The organism is Xanthocytophaga agilis (genome assembly GCF_030068605.1).
Classification (GTDB): Bacteria; Bacteroidota; Bacteroidia; order Cytophagales; family 172606-1; genus Xanthocytophaga; species Xanthocytophaga agilis.
On sequence record NZ_JASJOU010000001.1, the window covers coordinates 1,404,745 to 1,428,958 of the forward strand.

Consider the following 24,214-nt stretch of genomic DNA (forward strand, 5'->3'; position numbering starts at 1 on the left):
AAAAGTTTAAACAGTATGTATACCGAAGAAATAGTACAGAAGGTTAATGAATTTCTGATTGAAGAATTTGAAGTAGATGCAGATAAAATAAAACCAGAAGCTGTACTGAAAGAAACCCTCGAATTAGATAGCCTGGATTATGTGGATCTAGTCGTTGTGATTGAGAGCAACTTTGGCTTTAAAGTTAAAAGCGAAGATTTTGCAGGTATCACTACCTTTGAAGACTTCTATAACTATATCACTCAACGAGTAGAGCACCAACTGCAAGAGAAATAATGAGTGTATGGAGTGGACAATCCAAGGGAACAGTCCTAGGGTATAAGATATTTGTGTTTATTCTTTCATACCTGGGACTTTTACCGGCTTACTTCATTCTCTACTTTGTAGCACTTTACTATTTTCTGTTTTCCAATCACAGTAGCAAGGTTATTTACTCATACTTACATGACAGATTAAAGTTTTCAAAAACGGCTTCACTAGTAGGTATTTACAGAAATTACTTTGTGTTTGGACAATCACTTATTGACCGGGTAGCTGTCCTGGCAGGATATAGTCGTTTTCACTATCATTTTGATGGAGAACAATACCTGGAACAAATGTGCCTGTCCGGAAGTGGTGGAATTCTTATCAGTGCGCACCTTGGTAACTGGGAAATTGCAGGACATCTGCTACAAAAGTTTTCCTGTACTATTAATATTGTCATGTATGATGGAGAACATCAGAAGATCAAATCTTATCTGGAAAGTGTCAAAGGGAGTAGTAGGATTAGGATTATAGCTATCAAAGAAGATCTTTCCCATATATACCAGATCAATGAAGCTCTGGAAAGAAAAGAACTATTGTGTATACATGGAGATAGATTTACTACTGGAGCCAGAACCATTTCTGTGCAATTTCTGGGTAAAGAAGCATTATTTCCGATAGGCCCCTATCAGCTGGCAGCACGATATAATGTTCCTGTTTCCTTTGTTTTTTCAACAAAGCAAAGATGGAACAAATACCATCTGAAAGCATCTGAACCCATATACATCCCATCACCCAGAACTAGTAACCACACCGAGCAACTCACTCATTCGGTACATGAGTACATCAGACAGATAGAGAAGACAATTCGTTTGTATCCTTATCAGTGGTTTAATTATTATGATTTTTGGAAAGTAGACCTCTCATGAATATTCAGAATCCAGACACCTTTTCATCGCTTTCATTCTATAAGAAAGAAAAATTATCTGCAATTGATGCCAAACATGAGGCACAAAAGATAGCATTTGGCCCAATGGTCTTTCAGGCAACAAAAGCATTGAGAGATCTGAAGATATTGGAAGCAATTGACAATAGCACAGATGGATTAACACTAACAGAGATTGCATCTGCTACTCAAATTTCAGCATATGGTGTACGAGTACTGATTGAAGCAGGTCTGGGTATAGGTTTGCTATTGTGGCAGGACGAAAAATATGTTCTGACCAAAACAGGATTCTTTATTTTACATGATCCTATGACAAGAGCTAACATGGATTTTGTCAATGATATAAACTATCAGGGATTCTTTCATCTTACAGAGTCTATTCAGGCTGGGAAACCTATAGGCCTGAAACACTTTGGAGAGCAATGGTCTACCATTTATCAGGCGTTGTCTTCCCTCCCACTACAGGCGAAAGAAAGTTGGTTTGCCTTTGATCATTTCTATTCAGACGATTCTTTTTCCAAAGTTCTACCTATTGTATTTAGCAATACACCATCTACTCTGCTGGATGTTGGAGGCAATACAGGTAAGTGGGCTCAGCAATGTATTGAGTTTAATAAAGATGTACAGGTTACTATCGCTGACTTGCCACAGCAGATCGCCATGGCAAAAGAGGCAATTAATCAACATCCTGATAAAGATAGGGTGTCCTTTTATCCTATCAATATTCTCCAACCAGAAACAACACTGCCTGCCGGATTTGATGCGATCTGGATGAGTCAGTTTCTGGATTGCTTTTCTGATGAAGAAATTACAGATATAGCTACCAAGGCCCATAAGGCATTAAAAGAGGATGGTACACTGTTTATCATGGAAACATTCTGGGATCGGCAAAAGTATCCTACATCAGCATTTTGCCTGCAACAGACCTCCCTGTATTTTACCTGTATGGCTAATGGCAATAGCCAGATGTATCGTTCGGATATATTTATTGCCTGTATTGAAAAAGCTGGCTTTACAATTATAGAACAAACCGATAATATTGGTATCAGTCATACATTATTACAATGCAGAAAGAAATAACATTACCTGTTAGTGATATTACACGCTTCATCCCTCAGCAGCATCCGATTGTCATGATAGATGAGTTGTATGAATCGGATGGACTCACTACAGTTACCAAGTTTCTGATTAAAGCAGATGGATTGTTTGTGGAGGATAATCAGTTGAAAGAACCAGGTCTTATTGAAAATATTGCTCAGACTGCTGCTGCAGGAATGGGCTATCAGTTTGTAAAACAAGGAGAGCCAATACCAGTAGGCTTTATTGGGGCTATCAAATATTTGCAAATAACCCGGCTTCCTAAAGTAGGTGATATAATCACTACTCAGGTCACTGTTCTGGATACTGTATTGGATATTACATTAATCAAAGGAGAAATTCAGCTGAATAATATATTCATTGCCAGCTGTGAAATGAAAATTGTTCTGAAAAAATAAGTTTGTATGCTTTCTTTTGAAACCGAAGTAGAGGTTAAGTTTAGCGAAGTAGACTCTCTTCATATTGTATGGCATGGGCATTATGTACGTTATTTTGAAGATGCGCGTGAAGGTTTTGGAAAAAAATATGGTCTGCATTATCTGGAAGTTTATCAAAAAGGATTTGTTATGCCTATTGTAAAGTTAAACTGCGATTACAAAAGACCCTTGGTATATGGAGATATTGCCCTTGTAAAGATTACCTATGTAGAAACAGAAGCCGCAAAAGTTATTTTTCAATACGAGATTAAAAAGAAGGATACTCAGGAGCTGATCGCCACCGGAGAAACCATCCAGGTATTTCTGGATACCAACCGAAATCTCTGCATCACCGTACCAGACTTCCTGGCTGACTGGAAAACCTACTATCAACTTAAATAAGAATTATTCCTACATATAATCTTTGTCATTATCTGACTCTTTATGCCTGCACCTGTTTACATCATTGGTGATAACATTATTACTCCTCTGGGAACAACCACAGAAGAGAATTTTGAGGCTATAAGCAATGGAGTCAGTGGAATTAGGAGGCATACCAATAATCCTATAGGTGATTTCTATGCATCCGTTCTGGACAAAGGTATGTTCTTACCTGGTGAGTCACTTACTCATCTGGAAAGTCTGTTTATCCGATCTATTCAGCAGGCCTGTCAATCAGCAGGTATTGATGCAACAGATTCGGACAATTTATATATTTTCTCTTCCACCAAAGGAAACATTGAGTTACTCCAAAAACAGGCAAACCTATCTGCATCCATACACCTGGATCAGATGGCAAAAGCTGTAACTACGCATTTACGTTATGCAGGTACACCCCTTATCGTTTCCAATGCCTGTATTTCGGGTGTACAAGCAATCGGGCTGGCTTATACTCTATTACAACAAGGAAAGTATAAACGGGCTATTGTAACAGGTGGAGATTTGTTTTCGTTCTTTGTCTTGGCTGGTTTCTATTCTTTGCAGGCAATCAGTCCCTTTCCTTGTACGCCATTTGATAAAAAGAGAGCAGGCATTTCTCTGGGAGAAGGATGTGGAACAATAATCCTTACACGGGAACCTAATCCCACATCTATTCAGATTACAACGGTAGCATCATCCAATGATGCCAATCATATTTCCGGTCCTTCACGTACTGGTGACGGACTAGCATTAGCCATTCAATCTGTTTTACAGACAGCAGGTAAAGAACCGAAAACCATCCAATTTGTCAATGCGCATGGTACTGGAACCATCTACAATGATGAAATGGAGTCACTGGCGTTTCAACGCTGTGGACTTGCACAAATACCTGTAAATAGCCTCAAAGGCTATATCGGACATACATTGGGAGCAGCGGGCATTATAGAAACCATTCTGACAGCACGCAGCCTGCAACGTAACCAATTACTCACTTCGGCTGGATTCCAAGAAACAGGTACCAGTGTTCCGTTGCCAGTGATTACAGAAAATCACACAGGAAACTATACCTGTGCACTAAAAACAGCATCAGGGTTTGGAGGAGGTAATGCGGTTTTACTTCTGGAAAAACAAGTATCATCCTAATCAAAAATTATATTTGCACCTGTTTGTGAAATGGATCTCTTTGTAACCAAATACTGTCGCCTGTCATCCAAAGGAATTAATACCCATAAAGGGGTTGTTAATTTGCCTTTGAATGATATGGTGTATGATCCACAAGCACTCTATACTCTATTACAACTAAGCTATCCTAAGTTTTTTAAAATGGATACCTTATGTAAGTATGGTATTCTGGCGGGTGAATGTCTATTTGAAGGAAATCCGCTTTCGTATACGTCATCAGAGATTGGGATTATTCTTTCCGGCCAACATGGATCTCTGGATACAGACGAACAGTTTCAAACCACTTTAGAAACAGATAATTTTTTCCCAAGTCCTGCTCTGTTTGTATATACCCTATCTAATATCGTAATGGGTGAACTATGTATTCGCCACAAAATCAAAGGAGAAAATCTCTTTACTGTATCGGCAACACCAGATTATGATTTACTTTGCCAATACACAACAGCACTGTTTCTTCAGAAGAGGATCAATGCCTGTTTGGTAGGCTGGGTAGATTATTACCAAAAACAACCCGATATTTTGCTGGTGTGGGTGGAAACTACATCAGATATTAATGCTTTACTGTTTAATCACAATACATTAACTAGTTTATATATATGAATACCTTAATTGAAGAGTTAAAGAATGATATTATTGAACAGTTGAATCTACAGGATATGACTCCTGCCGACATTGATGAAAATGCTCCTTTGTTTGGAGAGGGTTTGGGACTGGATTCAATTGATGCATTGGAACTAATCGTGCTGCTACAGAAGAAATACAAAACGAAAGTTAACAATGCAGATGAAGGCAAAGAAGTTTTCAAATCGGTACGTAGTATAGCCGAATTCATTCAATCCAAACAGACAGCAAATTCATAACGGATGGAAGTTTTTGTATCAGGTATCGGAATGGTTTCTGCCATAGGAATGAATATTCCCGAAACACTACAATCACTTTATCAATCACAAAGTGGAATTGGAGCTATTTCTATCCTGGATACACATCTGGCTGATACACTTTCTGCTGGCGAAATCAAATATACAGATCAGCAGTTGAAGAATCAGCTAAACAATACTTCCTCAAAAAGAACATATTCCCGAACAACATTGCTTGCCATACAGGCCATGCAGGAAGCAACACAAATGGCAGAGCTAGGTTCTATCGAACGTAGGCAGGCGGCACTGATTTCAGCTACAAGCATTGGAGGTATGGATAAAGGGGAAATCTTCTATGCAGATTTTCTCAAGAATCCGGAAAAGGCCAATTACCGTTATGCTCGTGTACATGATTGTGGAAGTATTACGGAAGAGCTAGCTGAACTGGCAGGCATTCAGTCGTATATAGCAACCAGTAGTACAGCCTGTTCATCAGCAGCCAATGCCATTATACATGCTATACGTTTAATTCAGCATGGCATGTATGACATTGTGATTGCAGGAGGAACCGATGCTCTTTGTAATTTCACCCTCAATGGCTTTCACTCCCTGATGATATTATCAGATGAACCTTGCCGACCTTTTGATAAAAACCGTAAGGGACTTAACCTAGGCGAAGGAGCTGCATTTCTGGTGCTGGAATCTAAGCGTTCGTTAACAAAATCCGGACGCAAGCCACTATGCCAGATCACTGGTTATGCTAATACCTGCGAGGCTTATCACCAGACAGCTTCTGCACCTGATGGTTCAGGAGCTTATTCCGCCATGGTACAGGCCTTGCAACGGAGTAAACTTACACCAGCAGATATTAGTTATATCAACACACATGGTACAGCCACTCCTACCAATGATCTTTCAGAAGGTAGAGCTATTGAAAAGCTATTTGGTGAAAATGCACCTCCATTCAGTTCAACCAAAGCCCTGACAGGTCATACATTAGCAGCTGCTGGGGGTCTTGAAGCAGTTTTATCCATTTTATCGATCAACTATGGCCTCATCTATCCTAATCTGAACTTTTCAGATCCAATGGATGAACTAACGATCAAACCTGAAGTTAAATTAGGTTCTTCTCAGGCTATAAAGCATGTGCTTTCCAATTCGTTTGGATTTGGGGGCAATAATTCTTCTCTTGTATTTTCCAGATGTTAAATGCGTTAACTATCCGGACAGACTTGATACTACATGAGCAAAATCTATATTAATGGCCTTTCCTGTATATCGCCACAACCTACCTTAGATACCAGATTTCTGACAGGTACAATTGTGGATTCTACTACACCCTATCTTCAATGTCAGGAGCCTGTATACAAGACTATTCTCTCTCCTACAGGGATCCGTCGTATGGGACGTTTACAGAAAATGTCACTGGTTACAGCCATCCATTGCCTTAAAGATGCAGGTATTGATATGCCTGACGCGATTGTAACAGGAACGGGACTAGGCTGTCTGGAAGATTCTGAACAGTTTCTCACTTCCATCATAGAAAATACAGAGCACGCTCCACTCTCACCCACCTCTTTTATTCAGTCTACTCATAATACGGTAAGTAGTCAGATTGCCATTCATTTAAAATGTACAGGTCCTAACTATACATACTCTCAGCGCCATTTCTCGTTTGAGTCTGCTTTGTTGGATAGTATACTGATGATAAAAGATCAGAGTTCTACAACTATTCTTCTCCACTCAGCAGATGAAATGACTCCTAACATTTATGAAATTATACATAGAATGAATATCTGGCCTGCACCTATTGGAGAAGGTGTAAGCAGTTTATTACTTTCATCACAACAGTCTTCTCACTCCTATGCAGCTATTGAGTTTATCAAACTGCACTATGGCAAGATGGATGCGACTTCAATACTTCACTGGATACAAGATTGTTTGGCGCTTCACGAAATAACTCCAGATTCCATAGATGTTGTTATTCAGGGTAATTACAGCGTTTCACTATCATCCTTGATACCTGATGCCACCTATGTTCAATACAAAAATTATATAGGTGAATACTTTACAGCTTCCGCGTTTGCCTATTGGCTAGGTGCATATAGCATAAAAAATCAACAGATTCCAGAACATTGCATCAAAACACAAGGCAAAGAAACTTCTGTCAGAACAGTATTGATTTATAATCAGATTGACCAGAAATACCATTCGCTAGCCTTATTGGTACAACCAGAGTCCACACAAGAATAAACTGAGGATGTAATAGATACCTGCTTATTTTATTTTTCAGACAGCCCAATACATTTATCTTTGCTATAAGAATTATCCTTCTTATTCGAATCTACTTGTCTGATAGCTATTTTCTTAGCTCCTTTGCCTTCTGATTATTTCATTTATGCTATTTCGGAAAGTTCAACTTGGGTATCTGATAGTGCTTGGCTGCATTCTTGGGTTATCCCTGTTCTATGACCTAAGAATATTATGGGCAGGAGTTGTAGTAAGTATATTTTATGTGGCAGTTATTATTTATGGATCTTTCAGAATGGATGCAGGTTTGTATGCAAAGGCAATATGCAAAGCTAATCATCCTTCCCATATTTTTACATTAAGCTTTGACGATGGACCAGATCCTATTTATACCTTACAAATTTTAGATATACTGGAAAAATACAAAGCTCGGGCTATTTTCTTTTGTATTGGACATAAAATAGAAAAGCATCCGAATATACTAAACGAGATCAAAAATAAAGGACATCTCATTGGAAATCACAGTTACAGCCATACAACAAGGCACGGCTTTTTGGGAGTAAAAGCTATAGAATCAGAAATTCAACAGACAGAAAGTCTTATTAAAAAAACCACAGGTCATTCAAACAAGTTATATCGTCCTCCCTTTGGAGTCACAAATCCACGAATAGCATCTGTTATAAAAAGGTATGGCCTGAAACTTGTAGGATGGAATATCCGGTCTTTTGATACTGTGGCTAAAGACCCCATGTCCATTATGCAACGAATACAAAATGTGCAGGCAGGAGATATAGTGCTATTACATGATACCATTGCACACACAGCTACTGTTCTGGACGATTTTCTAAAAATAACCACAGCCAAAGGTTTACAAGCAGATATTATACCTGAACTTATTCACGAATGAACATATTCTCAAGCCTTCTCCTTTCTGTTATTATTACCTGTTTCTCTTTTGTATCACAAGATGATCCTTACCAACCCATGAAGGAGATACAGGCGTTTAAAACCAAACTCAATCAGGCCAATCAGTCTATATCCTCCATGAAGTGCAACTTTGTTCAGGAAAAACAACTCTCTTTCCTGGCACAAAAGGTTATATCCAAAGGTAATCTGAGCTATAAAAAGCCGGATAAGATGAAAATTGAATACACTACCCCATTTGTATATAGCATGTCATTATACAACGGCAAAGCCTATGTAAAAGACAATGATAAGGTGAGCAAGTTTGATACACGCAGCAACAAACTATTTAAGTATATCAATGATCTGATGATTCAGTCTGTACAGGGCAATATCCTGGACAATCCGGACTTTGTTATCAATTATCAGGAAAACAAATCTCTTTTTCTGGTTGACATGACTCCAAAAGATAAATCCATCCAGGAATATCTTGATAAAGTGAAGATATTTGTTCAGAAGTCCAGTTATCAGGTAGTAGCTGTTGAAATAAGCGAAAAAGGGGGTGATTATACCCGTATTAACTTTATTAATCGGATTTATAACAGCAACTTGCCAGATGAAGGGTTTATTATTAAATAGTATCATAGTCCTTTGTCTGATCATATGTGGTTGTGGAAGGCATCCTTATAAAAATAGTATTCAGTCATCAGAGCAAAGCTCTTTTACCCTTCCAGATGGCATTGTTCTGGATACAGCTGTTTTTTACAAAACCAGTGTACATACCTATGGCAAATCACTAAGCGGAATCTTAGGGCTACGAAAAAAGAATGATACATTGCTGGTAACCTTCTTTTCAGAAATGGGATTACGCTTTTTTGATATCAGCATTTCCAAAGATACCTTTGAAGTGAAAGATTGTCTGCCACAACTACGTTCCAGAGCGGTCATTCAGACTATTGTATCAGACCTTAGAACTGCTTTTTTGTGGGATACGGATTTATATACTCATAAAACCCTATTTTATCAAAACAAAAGACCCATTATTCGGTTTACATACAAAAACGACTGGATCTTTGCAGAACCGGGATTAGACAATACTTTGACAAGTATTGCCTATACCTATGGAAGAAAATACAAATTAAAATATACAATCCACTATACAGAGTATACAGGCATATATGCCCGTCAGATTCTGATTAAACATGCTAACTTCAATCTCGAGATTCGCTTATCTCTATTCAAATTTACTTAACGCTTCATGTTGATTAACAATTTATATACCATTCTTCAGTTTGAACATCAGGAAAAAATAGAAGTATCTGCTCAAATCAACCTATCTCATCCTATTTTCAAAGGACATTTCCCCTCTATGCCCATACTACCCGGTGTATGTATGGTTCAGCTGGTAAAAGAACTGATTGAAAAAGTACATCCACATCAGACTCTTCTCACTCATGCTGGCAACATCAAATTTCTGTCTGTTATTAATCCGGAAATAAATGATAAAGTAAAAGTTACAATTGAAATCAGGAATTCAGACACAAATACCATTACTTTTACATCGTCTATTAGTCAGGATCAAACAATTGTTTTTAAGTTTACAGGCCAATTGCAAAACATCTGATGCATTCTACCAGTGAAAACATATCAGTAAAGTTTGATCAGCACCAATGTTGTGTGATTATTCCTACGTATAACAATGAGAAAACACTTGCCGGAGTAGTTAGTGGTGTACTGGCTTATACCTCGCATATTATTGTTGTAGATGATGGGTCTACAGATAGTACAGCATCTATACTCTCGTCGTTTTCTCAGATTCAGGTAGTCAGACATGCAATCAATCAGGGCAAAGGAAAAGCATTACGTACAGGATTTGCCGCTGCTATTGCTGCGGGCTATAAGTATGCTATTACTATTGATTCAGATGGACAACATATGCCTGCCGACTTAGGCATTTTTCTGGAGAAACTTGAAACACATCCACATAGCATTATCATAGGTGCTCGCAACATGGATCAGCCAGGTATACCAGGTAAAAGTAGCTTTGGCAATAAATTTTCCAACTTCTGGTTTTATGTAGAAACAGGACTACAGCTTCCGGATACACAATCTGGTTACCGACTTTACCCAATTCAGGACTTGCAAAAAATCCGCTTTTTTACCCGTAAATTTGAATTTGAAATTGAAGTAATGGTACGGGCGGTCTGGAATGGTATCAGTGTCGTTCCTGCTCCTGTCAGCGTCTATTATCCACCTGCAGGTGAAAGAGTTTCCCATTTTCGCCCTTTTAAAGATTTTAGCCGGATCAGCGTATTGAACACCGTGCTGGTTACGATTGCCCTACTTTGGTACCATCCGTACTCATTCATTAAAAACTTCTCGCTAAGCGGCCTAAAAAAAAAAATAATTGAGGCAACATTATCCTCTCATGAATCAGCCCATACAAAAGCATTATCTGTTGGGTTTGGCTTGTTTATGGGAATTATTCCTGCCTGGGGCTATCAGATGTTGCTGGCAGTTATTCTGGCAAGGTTGTTTCGACTTAATAAAATACTGGTACTTCTGGCTTCCAACATCAGTATTCCTCCCATGATTCCTGTTATTTTATATTTAAGTAATTTGGCAGGTGCTCTGGTTTTGGGTAATTCTACCAGACTTATCTTCTCAACAAACATTACACTGGCAGAAGTAAGTCGGTATCTCTATCAATATCTTTTAGGAAGTGTGCTCATTGCCGTTCTGGCAGGCGCATTGGGATATATTCTGTCAGTAGGAATCTTCAAACGAATCAACAAGCAAACATTTGCCTGAAAGGATCTAATGCATGGATAGAATTTTTGTGTGGATATATGAGTTCTTCAGAAAAAGAAAATCCATTTATTTCTTTATACTCATCTCCTCCTTTATAGTACTTGCCTTTTTTGCGTCTAGAATTCATCTGGAAGAAGATATTTCCAAAATGATTCCCAATGATGGCAAGATTAACAATTACCATGCTACCTTATCCAAGTCCCGGTTTCTGGATAAGATAGTTATTAGTGTTTCTATGCAGAACAACACTTCACAGGATACCCTGATTCAATGTGTTGACCAGCTTATTGCAGAACTTCAGGCCACCAATCAAAAGGATTCTCTGATAGCCGATATCAAAGCGTCTATTGATGATACCAGACTTACAAAAGTGTATGATCTGTTGTACCGTAATCTGCCCATGTATCTGTCAGATCAGGATTATCTATCACTGGATAGCATGACAACTGAACAAGGTATTCAAAAAGCGATAGAAGCCGATTACCACAGATTAATCTCACCCTCCAGCTTTGCACTCAAGAATACAATTCTGAAAGATCCTTTAGGTATAACCTATGCAGCTTTGTCCAAACTTCGGGTTTTACAGGCTGACGAAAATTTTGTATTACACAAAGGCTACATTTTTAAAAAAGACTTAAAAACAACGCTGGTTTTTATTTCTCCGAAAAATCCGCCTTCGGAAACCCGCCTCAACCATCTGATGGTTGAGCAGATTAAACATAGTATCAGTAAAGTATCCAGTCAACATCCCCAAGTTGATATTCAATATTTTGGAGCTACAGCTGTGGCTGTTGCCAATGCAACCCAGATACAAAAAGATATACAGCTTACCGTATCTATTGCTGTTGTGGTAATTATGGTCACTCTCTTTTTGTTCTATCGTAATTATCTTACACCAATTCTGGTATTGGCACCAGTTGCTTTTGGTGTATTGTTCTCATTGACAATGGTCTATTTTATCCAGGAATCGCTCTCAGCTGTAGCTTTGGGAGCTGGTGCGGTTATACTGGGTATTGCAATTGATTATGCCTTCCATGTTATTGCCCACTACCAACACACTCACTCCGTAAAGGAGGTGATCAAAGACATCACCTTTCCTATGCTGATCGGCAGTCTATCTACTGTGGGAGCATTTTTCAGTCTGTACTTTGTCAAATCAGAAGTTCTTCAGGACTTTGGCCTTTTTTCAGGCTTCAGTTTGATCGGAGCTGCTTTATATTCTCTTATCTTTTTGCCATTTCTTATTGAGAAGACATCTGGGTGGCATTATAATGTAAAAAGTCTCTCATTCTTTACTAAGATTCCATTACTTGACTGGATTCTGTATAAACCAGAACGTAATAAATACATTGCAGGAGGTATTATCCTGCTAACCTTTGTCCTGTTTTATTATTCCAACAATGTAGGCTTTGAAAGTAATCTGGCAACACTCAATTATATGCCGGAAGAATTACGAAAGGCAGAACAGGAACTCTATAATACCGAAAACAAAACAGAAAAAAATATTTACCTGATTGTCCAGGGATCAGATCTGAACGAAGCTATTGCCTTTCAGGAACAAACCTATGCTAAAGTAGATAGTCTTCAGAAGGCAGGTCTCATTTCACGCTATTCAGGTATCAGTGGTCTGGTTCCTTCTCAAACACTCCAAAAACAACGTATCCAAAAATGGGAGGCGTTCTGGACACCCGAAAAGATCGCATTTGTTAAGAAGCACATTCTGAGCAGTTCTGCACAGATAGGATTTAAACCCGAAACGTTTCAGGAATTTTATAATGTACTGGATACACAGTATACAGGTATCTCAGAAAGTGATCTTAGCTTTTTAACCAGAAACTTGCTGACAGATTACATGTATCAGGATTCTACAGGAGTATACACGCTGGCATCCATACAAATCAAAAATCAGAATCTGGATAAAATATCTCAGGCAATGGATAATAAGAAGTATCTTACTGTAATTGATCGCCAGTTGCTTTACAATAAGTTTGTAGAAATTATCAAACAGGATTTTGACCAGATACTTCTCTCATGCTCTTTGCTAGTGTTTTCAATCCTGCTGATTTCATATGGCCGTATTGAGCTTACCATGGTTACGTTTATACCTATGCTTGTCAGTTGGGTATGGATACTAGGTTTTATGGGTATTTTTGATATCCGTTTTAATATTGTCAATATCATTATTTCAACATTTGTCTTTGGACTGGGAGATGACTATGCCATCTTTATTACAGATGGACTCAAGTCACAATATGCAGAGAATAAAGAAAACCTGCCTTCCTATAAAATTTCTGTCTTTCTCTCAGCCTTTACCACTGTTGTGGGTATGGGTGTACTTATTTTTGCCAAACATCCTGCTCTTCAATCCATAGCACTGATTTCAATCATTGGTATACTATGTGTGCTTGTTATTTCTTACACGCTGATACCTTTATTATTTAAATGGATTATTACCGACCGCACCAGTAAAGGATTACGTCCGTTGACTTTCCTGTCACTGATACGAACCCTACTGGTTTATATCTATTTTCTGATTGGGTGTCTATTACTGATAGGTATAGGTCATCTATTGTTCACACTGTTTCGGTTACGGAGGAATAAATCCGTCATGGCAGGTTATCACAACTTACTTATGTATTTTGTGCGAACACTGATCTATGGGGCATTCTTTGTTCCCAAACGAACCATAAATCCCACACAGGACACATTCCAAAAACCAGCTATTATTATTGCAAACCATCAGTCGTTTCTGGATATTCTATTACTACTTACTCTGTATCCGAAACTTATCCTATTTACCAATGACTGGGTATGGAACTCTCCATTTTTTGGGTCTATCGTAAAAATGGCAGGCTTTTACAATGCCAGTCATGGTATTGAAACCAGTATAGAACATGTCAGAGAACTTGTTGATGATGGGTATTCCATTGCTATCTTTCCGGAAGGAACCCGTTCTGAAGACCATACTATGCATCGGTTCCATAAAGGCGCATTTTATCTGGCCGAAAAACTTGAACTGGACATATTGCCTGTGGTACTACATGGTACAGGAGAAGCCATACACAAAAAAGACTTCATTCTTGAAGTATATCCATTAACTATTTCAATACTGCCTCGCATTACTCCTGCCAATGTATCCTATGGGGACACTTACCAGGAAAAAGCAAAACAGATACGCCGACATATGTCGGAGCATTACTCAATGCTTGATAAATCTCAGCCCATATCTGTATTATCTGGTAAAATACTATCTTCCTATTTGTATAAAGGTCCTGTACTGGAATGGTATTATCGCATAAAAACTTCACTGGAACACCACTATTCTCAATTCGATAAACTGATACCGGATCAGGCCACGATTCTGGATTTGGGATGTGGATATGGATTTTTGGATTATTACTTATCTCTTCGCTCTTCCGAAAGAAAGATTATAGGAGTAGATTATGATGAAGACAAAATTAGCATAGCTACCCATTCGTATCTGAAGAATGACAGATTATCCTTTATAGCTCAGGATGTGCTTGCCTATAACTTACCAGATGCAGATATTATCTTGCTGCTGGATGTACTTCACTATCTTCCTCCGGCCGATCAGCAAACATTAATTTTACGCTGTATACAAAAATTATCACCCGGAGGCATGTTACTGATACGTGATGGGAACAAAGAAGATGCAGCCAAACACAAGAACACTCAATTGACTGAAATATTCTCAATCAAGGTATTCAAATTCAATAAAAGTGTACATAAGCAGGTACATTTTTTGTCTGCAACAGACATTCAAACAACATTGGCCACAGAAGATGTAGCTATACAAATAGTGAAAGATTCGGATTATACCTCCAATGTGATTTATAAGATTATCAAAAGATGAGTAGTACACCACAAAAATATGATCTTATTGTAATAGGAAGCGGGCTTGGAGGCTTGTTGTGCGCCTATATATTTGGCAAAGAAGGCTATAAAGTATGTGTGCTTGAAAAAAACAATCAGATTGGCGGAAGTTTACAGACATTCGTACGTGACAAACAAATATTTGATACAGGAGTTCATTATGTAGGTGGCTTGGATAAGGGCCAGCCATTGCATACATTCTTTTCCTATTTTGAGTTAATGGATAAGCTCAAAATTGTGCGAATGGATGAAAACGGTTTTGAGAAAATCACCTTTGGGAAAGAAAAAAAGACATTCTTTTATGGGATGGGCTATGAGAATTTCAGTCGAATCATGAAAGGATATTTTCCAGATGAGGTAGAAGCCATCAATAAATACTGTCTTGATCTGCAATCTACCTGTGCAGCTTTCCCTATGTATAATGCAGATGATGCAGATGACTCTGTCACTACTGAACTTCTACAACTCAGCGCAATTGATTATTTCAAAAACCTCACCTCCAATACTGAACTTCAGAACGTACTGGCAGCTACAAACTTATTATATGCGGGTGTAGCAGATAAAACACCTTTTTATGTACACGCTCTGGTGGTAAATTCCTATATGGAGAGCGCCTATCGGTTTATCAATGGTGGAGGTCAGATTGCTACCCTGCTGGCACGGTCAATCAGAGCCCAAGGAGGCGTAATTGTTAAATATGCAGAAGCAGAAAAAATCATCACTAACGAGGAGGAAGCGCTGTATGTCCAAACAAAAGATGGCCGACAGTTTTATGGTAACTATTTCATTTCAGGTATTCATCCAGCCTCCTTAATGGATATGCTGGATACACCTAAAATCCGAAATGTATACAAAAACCGGATTAAAACACTGGAAAATACCACGTCTATCTTTATTCTTAACCTGATTCTGAAAAAGGATACCATTCCTTATCAAAACTATAATACTTATCATTACGACCATTGGAATGTATGGGATACATTCCAGTATGAAGAACATGAATGGCCTTTATCCTATGCCGCCTTTTATCCTGTCCACAAACAAGAAAGTCCCTTTGTAGACTCTCTTACTGTAATGGCCTATATGCGCTACGACGAAGTACAACCATGGGAAAATACGTTTAATACCATTTACCAGAAAGGTTCCAGAGGAGAAAGCTATGAGCAATTCAAAGAAAAAAAATCAAAACAACTGATCCGGAAACTTAGTGAAAATATCCCCGGTCTGGAAGAAGCCATTGTAAGTTATTATGCATCTACACCTCTTACCTATCGGGACTATATTGGAACCAAGGAAGGTTCTATTTACGGTATCCTTAAAGATTACCATGATCCCATCCGAACGTTTATTGCACCACGCACCCGCGTCCGTAATGTACTGATTACCGGACAAAATATGCATATGCATGGTATTTATGGGGTTACAGTATCCGCTGTTAAAACTTGTGCAGAAATTTTTGGAAGATCGTATCTGATGAATCAGATAAAAGCCTGCAAAGCAACCCCATCAGCTATCTAACTTCAATCTATTCATCTTCTGAAGGTAAAATCTATTTTACCTTCAGAAGAAATAAATCTCTGTTATTAGCTGTCTGGATATAAAATCCACGAATCTCCTGTCCTTTCCAGGTAAATTTAACGAAGTGTCCCATCAACTTCCCATTTGATCGCAATTCGTTATCTTTCAGCTTGATATCTTTTTCACTATTAGCTCGCCGCTGCCATCCATATCCCATCCACTCTTTAGGAATCAATGTAACATTATCCCATTCTATTCGCCATACAGTTCCTTTCTGATCATGTGCAGAAGATTTCCACTGGTATTCCCCATCGTACTCACTAGGATGACGCAAATCCTTTTCTAACATTGCAAATGGAACTCTGTCGATATCCAATCCGGAAACTTCTCTGGGAGGTAGTTCCAGGCCTAGTTCTTTTCCTGTAAGCTTGTAACCACCTTTGGATGTTTTTGCAACCACATCTGTTTTTTTATCTTTCTCTGTACTTGTATTTACAGAAACAGACGATACAGGTGTCGGTGTTTCTTTTTTGGGAGCAGAGGTCTCAGTTGAAACTATTGTCGAAGCAGGCTTTTTTTCCTCAGTTACTCTCTCCTGAGTTGTGCTTTTTGCAAGTACAGGAGGTGGCTCATCCAATATTTCGATATAACCATCACTATATAATATAGTAGAAACTTCTTTGGTAGGAACAGAGAAGGTAGCTCCATTGGGAGATTGATATTTTTTATATTTTATCTCCTTGGATGAAATCTCTACCACAATTGCATTAATCACAGACTTATCTTTTTTCTGAATCTTATCAGGGCCTTTTTGCTGAGCATTTGCAAAGCAGAGTGAGATTAGAAATAAACAAGTTATAAGTAGTTTTTTCATTTTCAGTTAGGAGATGATAACAGATTTTTTTTCTTAAGAGCAGAATACCTCTTAGCCAATATCTTGTTATTACGCAGGTTCTTTAAAAAGAATTCTTCGTTATAGATAACAAAACTTTTATTCAGTTGCTTTGAAAGCAGGGCTTTTTCTACATAGAGCATCGCATCATTGGTATTATTTCTTGTATCGTATACACACGCCAATCCATATAAAGCTTCAGGGAATTCTGATGTATGCAGAAGTGCCTTATTAAATTGCATAGTAGCAAGAGAGTCTTGTTTCATTTGCAAATATAGAAAACCATAATCTGTATAAAATATGGTTTCTTTTCCACTTTCAACAGAAGCATTATATTCAGAAAAGTCTTTTAATGCTTTTTCATAATTCTGAGCCATAACGAAACTTAATCCTCTGCGATGTTTAGTATCTTTCAAGGTGTTGATACTATCAATTCGTAATACGGTTGTATAGTTTTTAATCGCCTCCTCATACTCCTTTTTAAGATAATAAGCATTTGCTATTGCATAACGATAGGAAGGGTTCTCCGGAAAATATTCCAATGCTTTTGATATATTTTTTACGGCATCTTTCAAGCTATTCTGAGCCAAGAATGTAATGCCACGATAATAATATGCATCACTATAGTCTGCCACATATTCTATTGCCTTATCAAAAGCTTTTACCGCGTCTGGATAAGCCTTAGTATTATAATGACATTGGCCTACACCATGGTATACCTCTGCCAATTGTGCTTTCAGCTTTGTTATCAGATTTTTATTCTCGGATTTTTGAGCTTTTTTCAGATCAGGCTGCAAAATAGTAATCGCATTCTGGTAGAAAGAAAAAGCTATTTTGTAGCTGGTTAACTTTTGGTAGGAATCGCCTGCACCTTTATAAGCCTCTATATAGTTTTTGTTTTGTTTAATAGCCTGATCAAAACATTGAATAGCCTCATTATAACGGCTTAACCGGTATAAGGCAAGCCCTTTTTTGTAATATACTTCAGGAAATACTGACGTAAAACTTATAGCTGTATTATAATGATCAATTGCCGTTTCAAACTCCTGCCTGGAAAATAAAACTTCCCCCTTTTTAAACCATGCCAGGCTATTTTTAGGGCGAATAACAATTGCATTTCTAAAGAACTTCTCTGCCTTATCCAATTGTCCCTCCTCCAAAGCTTTCACTCCTCCATCGTACAAGGTTTTACTTTTCCACTCAATAGATTTTCTGGAGACAGAATCAAGACCCAGCTTTTCAGATTCAAAGAAATCTTTTGCAGCTTCCCGGTACTTTTCCAGATCAAACCGGACAAGTCCTCGCTGAAAGTAAGCCAGTAACAATGTACCATTTAAAGAAATAGCCTTACTGAAACTCTTATCCGCATTCTGATAGTCAGTAGCAGATTGTTCTGTTGTAGCTTTCTTAAACTCCAACAAACCTTTTTCATAGAAAACTTCAGCGTTTTGAACTAATCCTAACTGATCCGTTTCTCTGATTAGTTTTTCATACTCCTCAATAGCTCCTTTCAGATTACCGGAGTTCTTCTTTAGTAAAACCTTTTTGATTATAATTGCCACTCTTTCACTATGGGTCTCTCTCCCCAAAGGAATATTTGCCAAAGCTACATCATAATCCGTAATAGCCCCGATAGCATTTCCATTCTTCTCAAGGTAATCCGCACGTATCAACCTTGCTTCCTGATAATACGCATCTATTTCTATTGCTTTGTTAAAGTCTTCCAATGCACGATCCTTAGCTTTGCGATCAGAAGAAAGTAAATAGGCTTTTCCTCTTAACAAAAAGAACTCAGGATAATCAGCTATGACTTTACGTTTTTCCTTAATCTTTCTATCACACTCTTCTATCGCATCCGCAATTTTTCCCGCTTCCATTCTGTTCCGGACAGAAGATATATCATTTACACGCTGAGAAAGAGGTTGCAACTCACGTGTTATAATATCGGTAGCCTGTGGTCTCTTTTGCACTGCCTTCTGATAAAAATCCATAGCTACTTCATACCGCCGCTCCTTCTTTGCACGTTCAGCCTGAGCAATATACGACTCATACGTACGAATACTTAGTTCCTTTTTCACCCGAATTAGCTGAACCAAAGGAACTGTGTTAAATGGATTTAATTCTCGTGCCTTTTTGTAAGCTGTTTCAGCTTCTTCAAACTCCTGATTAGCATACAATTGATTAGCATGGGTAATGGCTTGTTTAAACTCTTCTTCCAGTTTCTTTTTAGATTCTTCCTGAAGAGCTTCATATTCCTTGATAGCCAGTTCCAATCGATCGGAAGAGGCAACAGCTTCGGTATTTCCAGATGCACTTAGTTGTGCAGTATCTGCAACCATGGCAATATCAGAAAGAATAAGAATATCACTATCTGTAGATTCAACAGGAAGAGAAGGATCAAAGAAATGAATACCACTGATGAAGGTATACCACCTGTTGCCCCGCTTTTCAGCTCTAAGTAGTGCAATCCTTTGCCGCACCGGATATGCTAGTTGCTTTTTTCTATCCTTTTTGGAAAACTGGCTTTCAAAAAACACTTTAATGTACAGATAATCCTTTTTTTTCAGGTGAGAAACCTGAAAATTGGATAAAGTAATAGTAGGGTCAATATCCTTCTCATACAGAATATCCAGTGTATTCAGATATTTATCTGCAGGAAGATCTTTTGTATGTCCTAATTGGTTTTCGGGATCTATATCATCTTCAATTACAGCATCTTTGCTATAAAAAATCTGATTCCTTGATGGAGAGTAACTATTTTCAATGGCCTCCTTGAGTTCATTGGGAGCATTTTCAGCAAAAGCAACAAAATTTAACAGAGACTGATACGCTTTAACCGTTTCCTTTGCCTGATAAGTAATTTCAGCAGCCTCCTTTACTGTAATTTGCTCCTGCGCCTGTACAAACACGAACTGGCTTATAAACAAAAATATAGCCAGAATACAACGTAATCTCATTCTATGATGACAATTCATTCTTCTAATACCAGTAAAGCCTTTATTGTTTACGAGTTTCCACAACACCCACATCTGCTAAAAATACATCCCAAACTTTTTTGGTTACACCTTCTTCATCTTTGTCATATAATTTCAGAATAACAGTCGCATTACGTTCTGTAACATCTCCATAAACCATTATCCCATCTTTAAAGCCTTTAAATGTCTGAACAAACGAAATAACAGCATAATAATTTCCATCCTGTCCTTTTCTAAACTCAGAGGCGTAGCTTATATCAGCAAATTCAAGCTCCACTTTTGAATATTGTGAACTTCTTGTCAATAATCGATCAAGATATCCTCTGATTTTATACTTATTCTTTATACCTGTATTAATATTGGAGACTTCAACGCGTGCATCTTCATTCACAAATAAGCCTGTAGTCAGATCTATTGTTTTATTTGCCTTTTCCCTGGAGGTATTTACATCCGTAATAATTTGAAGATTTACTGTAAATTCATCTGTTTTGATTAATGCTTTATTTTTAAATTCTTCAAACTGCTCTGGAGATAATCCATAAGTGTCTTTATTAGCAGTATTACCGGATTGACTGGTATTACCAGAGGCAACTGAAGGTCCACCTCCATTAGCTTTTTCATTTGTATTATTCTTTGTCGATACAACTGTTTGATTGACAGATGTTGTATTTGTAGCCACCCTTTCTTTCTCAACAGGGACTGATTTTTCTGTAAATAATCCATCTACCTGCTTTTTAACTGATTTTAATACAGGAGCAGCATCATTTGGAGTGATCAGTAACTCATGCTTGCCATCTTTGTAAAGAATTACTACCAGTTTGGACTTCTCAAGTGTTTGTGCCTGACCTGTCAAAAGGTTCTTAAACTGAAGGCTTTCAGGGCTATTCTCTCCTATGGAAGATTTAATAACCTGTTGATCTTTTGTGATTATGATATCAAAATTACGTGGCGTTGCAGTTGCTACAGAAGGCATTGCACTGGCAGCATAAGAATCATCTACAGGAAAAACTATATAATTACCGCTTTCGCTAAAAACCATTAATATCTCATCGGGTTCCAGTACCCGATCAGGACCTTTCAAATTCTGCAGCGATTTATACTTTACCCGCTTATCACTTACTTCTATTAGTTTGCACTTTAATGCACTTTCGTCACTTTGATAGATTACATCCTGCGCATAGGCAGGTAAGAGAACTAAGAAGCTGATAATAGTTACTAGTGGTTTCATATGGGGTGGGTTACGAGATAAGCAATCGAAAATCTTTAATAAAACTTACTCTTGTCTGATTCGAAAAGAGTAAGTTTTATTAAAGATTTCCCTATATTCTTTGCATCACAAATAGTTTACAACAAGGATACTTTCATTTTTCCATTACAGGAATACAGAAAAACGTAAAATACTTAAAAACAAATATATAAAGGTAAGATTTAAATATATAGACATCTTTCGAATATTCAATGATCTATTACTAAAATTCAAATTAAAATCACTATGCTCTACAAAATTGAGATATTCAGCCATAGAAGCTCTCTATTTATACTTGTAAGCCTTGTAAGGTTACTCAACTTTTTAAACTTTTTTTTAACTGTCTCTAAAATTCATAGCCCAACCATACACATACATCTGAACTTTGATCTATCTGTTAAAGTACAATCAGGCTTAAATTCTTGCCTTGAGTCACCCATAACTATCCAAAAGTAGTTTTCAATATTATATACTATAGATATGATAAGCGGTTCAGAATAGTATTCTACCTACTTGCAACCATTCAAGTACTTGGTGTGTCACCTGTATGCAAAGTCTTTGTACATACATCATACTCATTTTACAACCTCATGTATTCAAAAATTGCCATTCTTTCAAGCCTTGTGCTAGCTATGTTCTTACTGTCCTGTAAGAAAGAAGATGACTCCAATACACCTCAGCCAGGAAAAGGAGTATTTATTGACCATGGATTTATCCCGGTAGCTGTTGAAATCAATCCAAGTGCGGATATTCAGGAGGCTATCTATTCTAACAATAAAGTATTTGTTGCAACATCTGATGGAATATGGAAAAACGATCTTACAACAAAAGCCTGGAGTCGCTCAGGATTGGAAGGTAAACGCATTACGTTTATTTACAAACATCCAACCATTGATAAAAAATTCTTTGCAGGAATATCTCCTGATTCTAACGAGAAGACTCTTTATGTATCAACGGACGAAGGTCAAACATGGACAACCGTAGAGAGTCCGGTGTATAGCTCACAGGAGTCTACGTATGAGATCTATGTTTGTATGGCCATTCATCCGGCTAAACCCAACATTGTGTTTGCCAATCTAATGGGCGGTACTACTATTGCCGTATCCAAAGATGGAGGTAATACCTGGCATAGAAATAATTATGCGGACGACTCGAATTTTTCATACCCTTGTCCTATTGCAGTTATTCCTGGTAACTCCAGCCAGATATTTCAAGGTGCTGAAGCACCTCTGGACGATGCCTGGTTAGCCACCTATGACATTAATAGTGCAGATCCAGTCATGCTTTCAAATTTTCAGAAGGTAGTAGATATGGATGTCTGGGATAATCGCCGTCCTAATGAACTGGCAACATTCTCCTATACTCCTAATACTTTATATGTAGGACAGGAAGGTGCATTGTCTAAGGTAACCGGGAATCAATCTGTGTTTATTTATAAATCAGATGAAAAATCTACCTTCCCTTATTCTTATATTGAGGGTATATGGGTAGATCCAGCCAATACCAAACATATTCTGTTTGGAGGAGCAGTCAATGGGGAACAAACTACACTTTCTCTTTATGAAACACAAGACGAAGGTAAAACGATTGCTCAGATCTCTGATAAGTTAGGTATGACAGAACCGCAGGTGAGAGAGATCATCGCAACAGATTCTTATCCAGCTATCCTTATTAAAGATGATATACAAAAGAAAGCCAGATTAGTACTCTATAAAAATCAGTAGTAATTAATCGATTAACTCCTCCCTCTAAAAGCTAAACGATCTGGTACAAAGACTTTGCTTATTTGAAAAACAGTCATGTAAAAAACCCCTAATTCAGTTTTTATTAGTATGGCTGTTTTTCTTTTGTATAATGTACCATTACTAAACACTCTGAAAAAAATATAAATCTATCTATTTGTTTGTGACTTTTCATTCATCTTAGACTGCCTCACAAAACCATTACTCTTTCTCTACCTAATTCGACAACCCATATTTTACCATATACGCGAGTACATTACCAAAGTCAAGATTTACAATCAGTTAGAATAATAGCCAGGATCCAACTATCCGTCTACTGCACTTCCTTCTTTATAGTAGTTTACTCACTTAAAAAACAAAACCATCTATTTTTAGTCATCATTCATCTGCTTTTCCTCAAAAACTTACATCTGTTTTATATAAACTATCTATACGCTAAATCCACTAATCTGTTAATCCCGTATTTACACAAAGAATCTACAGAAAGCGTTGAAAAGAATACAGGTATTCTATGTATTGAAGCATTGACTGTCATTACACAATACAAAAAATGCTATTTACACCTTTTCAAAGATTAAAATTGTACTATGTAGTTTAGAAAAAACACAATATAATATAACTATATGTTGTGTTTTTACCAGCTCTGGAACTAAATAGTGAAGCAATTTATAGCCAATAAAACATATCTATGTTTTGCTTCAATTTTACTAGTAGAAAGTCTTTAGTTATTACTTTAATTTACTTCTAATAAGCTAATAGTTAGTCGCGATCGTTAAAAAACGTTTGCTGGCATCTGAAAGGACAAAAGCTACTCATCAATA

Annotated in this window: 21 protein-coding genes; 18 read left to right on the plus strand and 3 right to left on the minus strand. The window is 37.6% G+C overall.

Annotated elements, in window-relative coordinates; genetic code table 11:
- The first annotated feature begins 15 nt into the window (after window positions 1–15).
- The 17 genes from QNI22_RS05840 to QNI22_RS05920 all read left to right on the plus strand — a co-directional run bounded on the left by QNI22_RS05840 (window position 16) and on the right by QNI22_RS05920 (window position 16,538).
- Window positions 16–276, plus strand: coding sequence for an acyl carrier protein (locus QNI22_RS05840; protein ID WP_314509686.1), 261 nt, complete (start codon window positions 16–18; stop codon window positions 274–276).
- Window positions 276–1,172 (plus strand): LpxL/LpxP family acyltransferase, encoded by an 897-nt coding sequence (locus QNI22_RS05845; RefSeq protein ID WP_314509687.1) that lies wholly within the window; start codon window positions 276–278, stop codon window positions 1,170–1,172. The genes QNI22_RS05840 and QNI22_RS05845 overlap by 1 nt, the downstream gene beginning before the upstream one ends.
- Window positions 1,169–2,269 (plus strand): class I SAM-dependent methyltransferase, encoded by a 1,101-nt coding sequence (locus tag QNI22_RS05850; protein WP_314509688.1) that lies wholly within the window; start codon window positions 1,169–1,171, stop codon window positions 2,267–2,269. The genes QNI22_RS05845 and QNI22_RS05850 overlap by 4 nt, the downstream gene beginning before the upstream one ends.
- Complete coding sequence (locus QNI22_RS05855; protein ID WP_314509689.1) at window positions 2,254–2,685, plus strand: hotdog family protein; 432 nt, start codon at window positions 2,254–2,256, stop codon at window positions 2,683–2,685. Before QNI22_RS05850 ends, QNI22_RS05855 begins: the two co-directional genes overlap by 16 nt.
- A 6-nt stretch (window positions 2,686–2,691) precedes the next feature.
- Window positions 2,692–3,105, plus strand: a complete 414-nt coding sequence (locus tag QNI22_RS05860) for an acyl-CoA thioesterase (protein ID WP_314509690.1) — start codon at window positions 2,692–2,694, stop codon at window positions 3,103–3,105.
- Between the two features lie 42 nt (window positions 3,106–3,147).
- Window positions 3,148–4,266 carry a beta-ketoacyl synthase N-terminal-like domain-containing protein gene (locus tag QNI22_RS05865; RefSeq protein WP_314509691.1) on the plus strand — a complete coding sequence of 373 codons (1,119 nt, stop codon included), beginning with the start codon at window positions 3,148–3,150 and terminating at the stop codon, window positions 4,264–4,266.
- Between the two features lie 30 nt (window positions 4,267–4,296).
- Complete coding sequence (locus tag QNI22_RS05870; RefSeq protein ID WP_314509692.1) at window positions 4,297–4,905, plus strand: hypothetical protein; 609 nt, start codon at window positions 4,297–4,299, stop codon at window positions 4,903–4,905.
- Entirely contained in the window at window positions 4,902–5,165 is a 264-nt protein-coding gene (locus tag QNI22_RS05875) for a phosphopantetheine-binding protein (protein WP_314509693.1), read from the plus strand. The genes QNI22_RS05870 and QNI22_RS05875 overlap by 4 nt, the downstream gene beginning before the upstream one ends.
- Window positions 5,166–5,168: 3 nt before the next feature.
- Window positions 5,169–6,371, plus strand: a complete 1,203-nt coding sequence (locus QNI22_RS05880; RefSeq protein ID WP_314509695.1) for a beta-ketoacyl-[acyl-carrier-protein] synthase family protein — start codon at window positions 5,169–5,171, stop codon at window positions 6,369–6,371.
- 33 nt (window positions 6,372–6,404) lie between these two features.
- Window positions 6,405–7,415 (plus strand): beta-ketoacyl synthase chain length factor, encoded by a 1,011-nt coding sequence (locus tag QNI22_RS05885; RefSeq protein ID WP_314509696.1) that lies wholly within the window; start codon window positions 6,405–6,407, stop codon window positions 7,413–7,415.
- 145 nt (window positions 7,416–7,560) lie between these two features.
- Window positions 7,561–8,319 carry a polysaccharide deacetylase family protein gene (locus QNI22_RS05890; protein WP_314509697.1) on the plus strand — a complete coding sequence of 253 codons (759 nt, stop codon included), beginning with the start codon at window positions 7,561–7,563 and terminating at the stop codon, window positions 8,317–8,319.
- The gene (lolA2, locus tag QNI22_RS05895) at window positions 8,316–8,954 is read left to right on the plus strand and encodes a flexirubin biosynthesis/transport protein LolA2 (RefSeq protein ID WP_314509698.1); all 639 of its coding nucleotides are present in this window, start codon (window positions 8,316–8,318) and stop codon (window positions 8,952–8,954) included. The genes QNI22_RS05890 and lolA2 overlap by 4 nt, the downstream gene beginning before the upstream one ends.
- Window positions 8,932–9,567: a flexirubin biosynthesis protein LolB2 gene (gene lolB2 / locus QNI22_RS05900; RefSeq protein WP_314509699.1), complete on the plus strand. Its 636-nt coding sequence runs from the start codon at window positions 8,932–8,934 to the stop codon at window positions 9,565–9,567. Before lolA2 ends, lolB2 begins: the two co-directional genes overlap by 23 nt.
- Window positions 9,568–9,573: 6 nt before the next feature.
- Window positions 9,574–9,939, plus strand: coding sequence for an ApeI family dehydratase (locus tag QNI22_RS05905; RefSeq protein WP_314509700.1), 366 nt, complete (start codon window positions 9,574–9,576; stop codon window positions 9,937–9,939).
- Window positions 9,939–11,126, plus strand: coding sequence for a DUF2062 domain-containing protein (locus QNI22_RS05910; protein WP_314509701.1), 1,188 nt, complete (start codon window positions 9,939–9,941; stop codon window positions 11,124–11,126). Before QNI22_RS05905 ends, QNI22_RS05910 begins: the two co-directional genes overlap by 1 nt.
- 13 nt (window positions 11,127–11,139) lie before the next feature.
- Window positions 11,140–15,000: an MMPL family transporter gene (locus QNI22_RS05915; protein WP_314509702.1), complete on the plus strand. Its 3,861-nt coding sequence runs from the start codon at window positions 11,140–11,142 to the stop codon at window positions 14,998–15,000.
- Complete coding sequence (locus tag QNI22_RS05920) at window positions 14,997–16,538, plus strand: phytoene desaturase family protein (RefSeq protein ID WP_314509703.1); 1,542 nt, start codon at window positions 14,997–14,999, stop codon at window positions 16,536–16,538. Before QNI22_RS05915 ends, QNI22_RS05920 begins: the two co-directional genes overlap by 4 nt.
- 31 nt (window positions 16,539–16,569) lie before the next feature.
- Here the strand turns inward: QNI22_RS05920 and QNI22_RS05925 are convergent, their stop codons facing one another.
- From QNI22_RS05925 to QNI22_RS05935, 3 genes are read right to left on the minus strand one after another with little or no spacing between them, the layout of a single operon-like run.
- Window positions 16,570–17,412 (minus strand): hypothetical protein, encoded by an 843-nt coding sequence (locus tag QNI22_RS05925; protein ID WP_314509704.1) that lies wholly within the window; start codon window positions 17,410–17,412, stop codon window positions 16,570–16,572.
- 2 nt (window positions 17,413–17,414) lie between these two features.
- Window positions 17,415–20,387: a tetratricopeptide repeat protein gene (locus QNI22_RS05930; RefSeq protein ID WP_314509705.1), complete on the minus strand. Its 2,973-nt coding sequence runs from the start codon at window positions 20,385–20,387 to the stop codon at window positions 17,415–17,417.
- Between the two features lie 40 nt (window positions 20,388–20,427).
- Window positions 20,428–21,633 carry a hypothetical protein gene (locus QNI22_RS05935; protein ID WP_314509706.1) on the minus strand — a complete coding sequence of 402 codons (1,206 nt, stop codon included), beginning with the start codon at window positions 21,631–21,633 and terminating at the stop codon, window positions 20,428–20,430.
- A 608-nt stretch (window positions 21,634–22,241) separates the two neighbouring features.
- Between QNI22_RS05935 and QNI22_RS05940 the strand changes: the two genes are divergently transcribed.
- Complete coding sequence (locus QNI22_RS05940; RefSeq protein ID WP_314509707.1) at window positions 22,242–23,375, plus strand: hypothetical protein; 1,134 nt, start codon at window positions 22,242–22,244, stop codon at window positions 23,373–23,375.
- Window positions 23,376–24,214 lie beyond the last annotated feature (839 nt).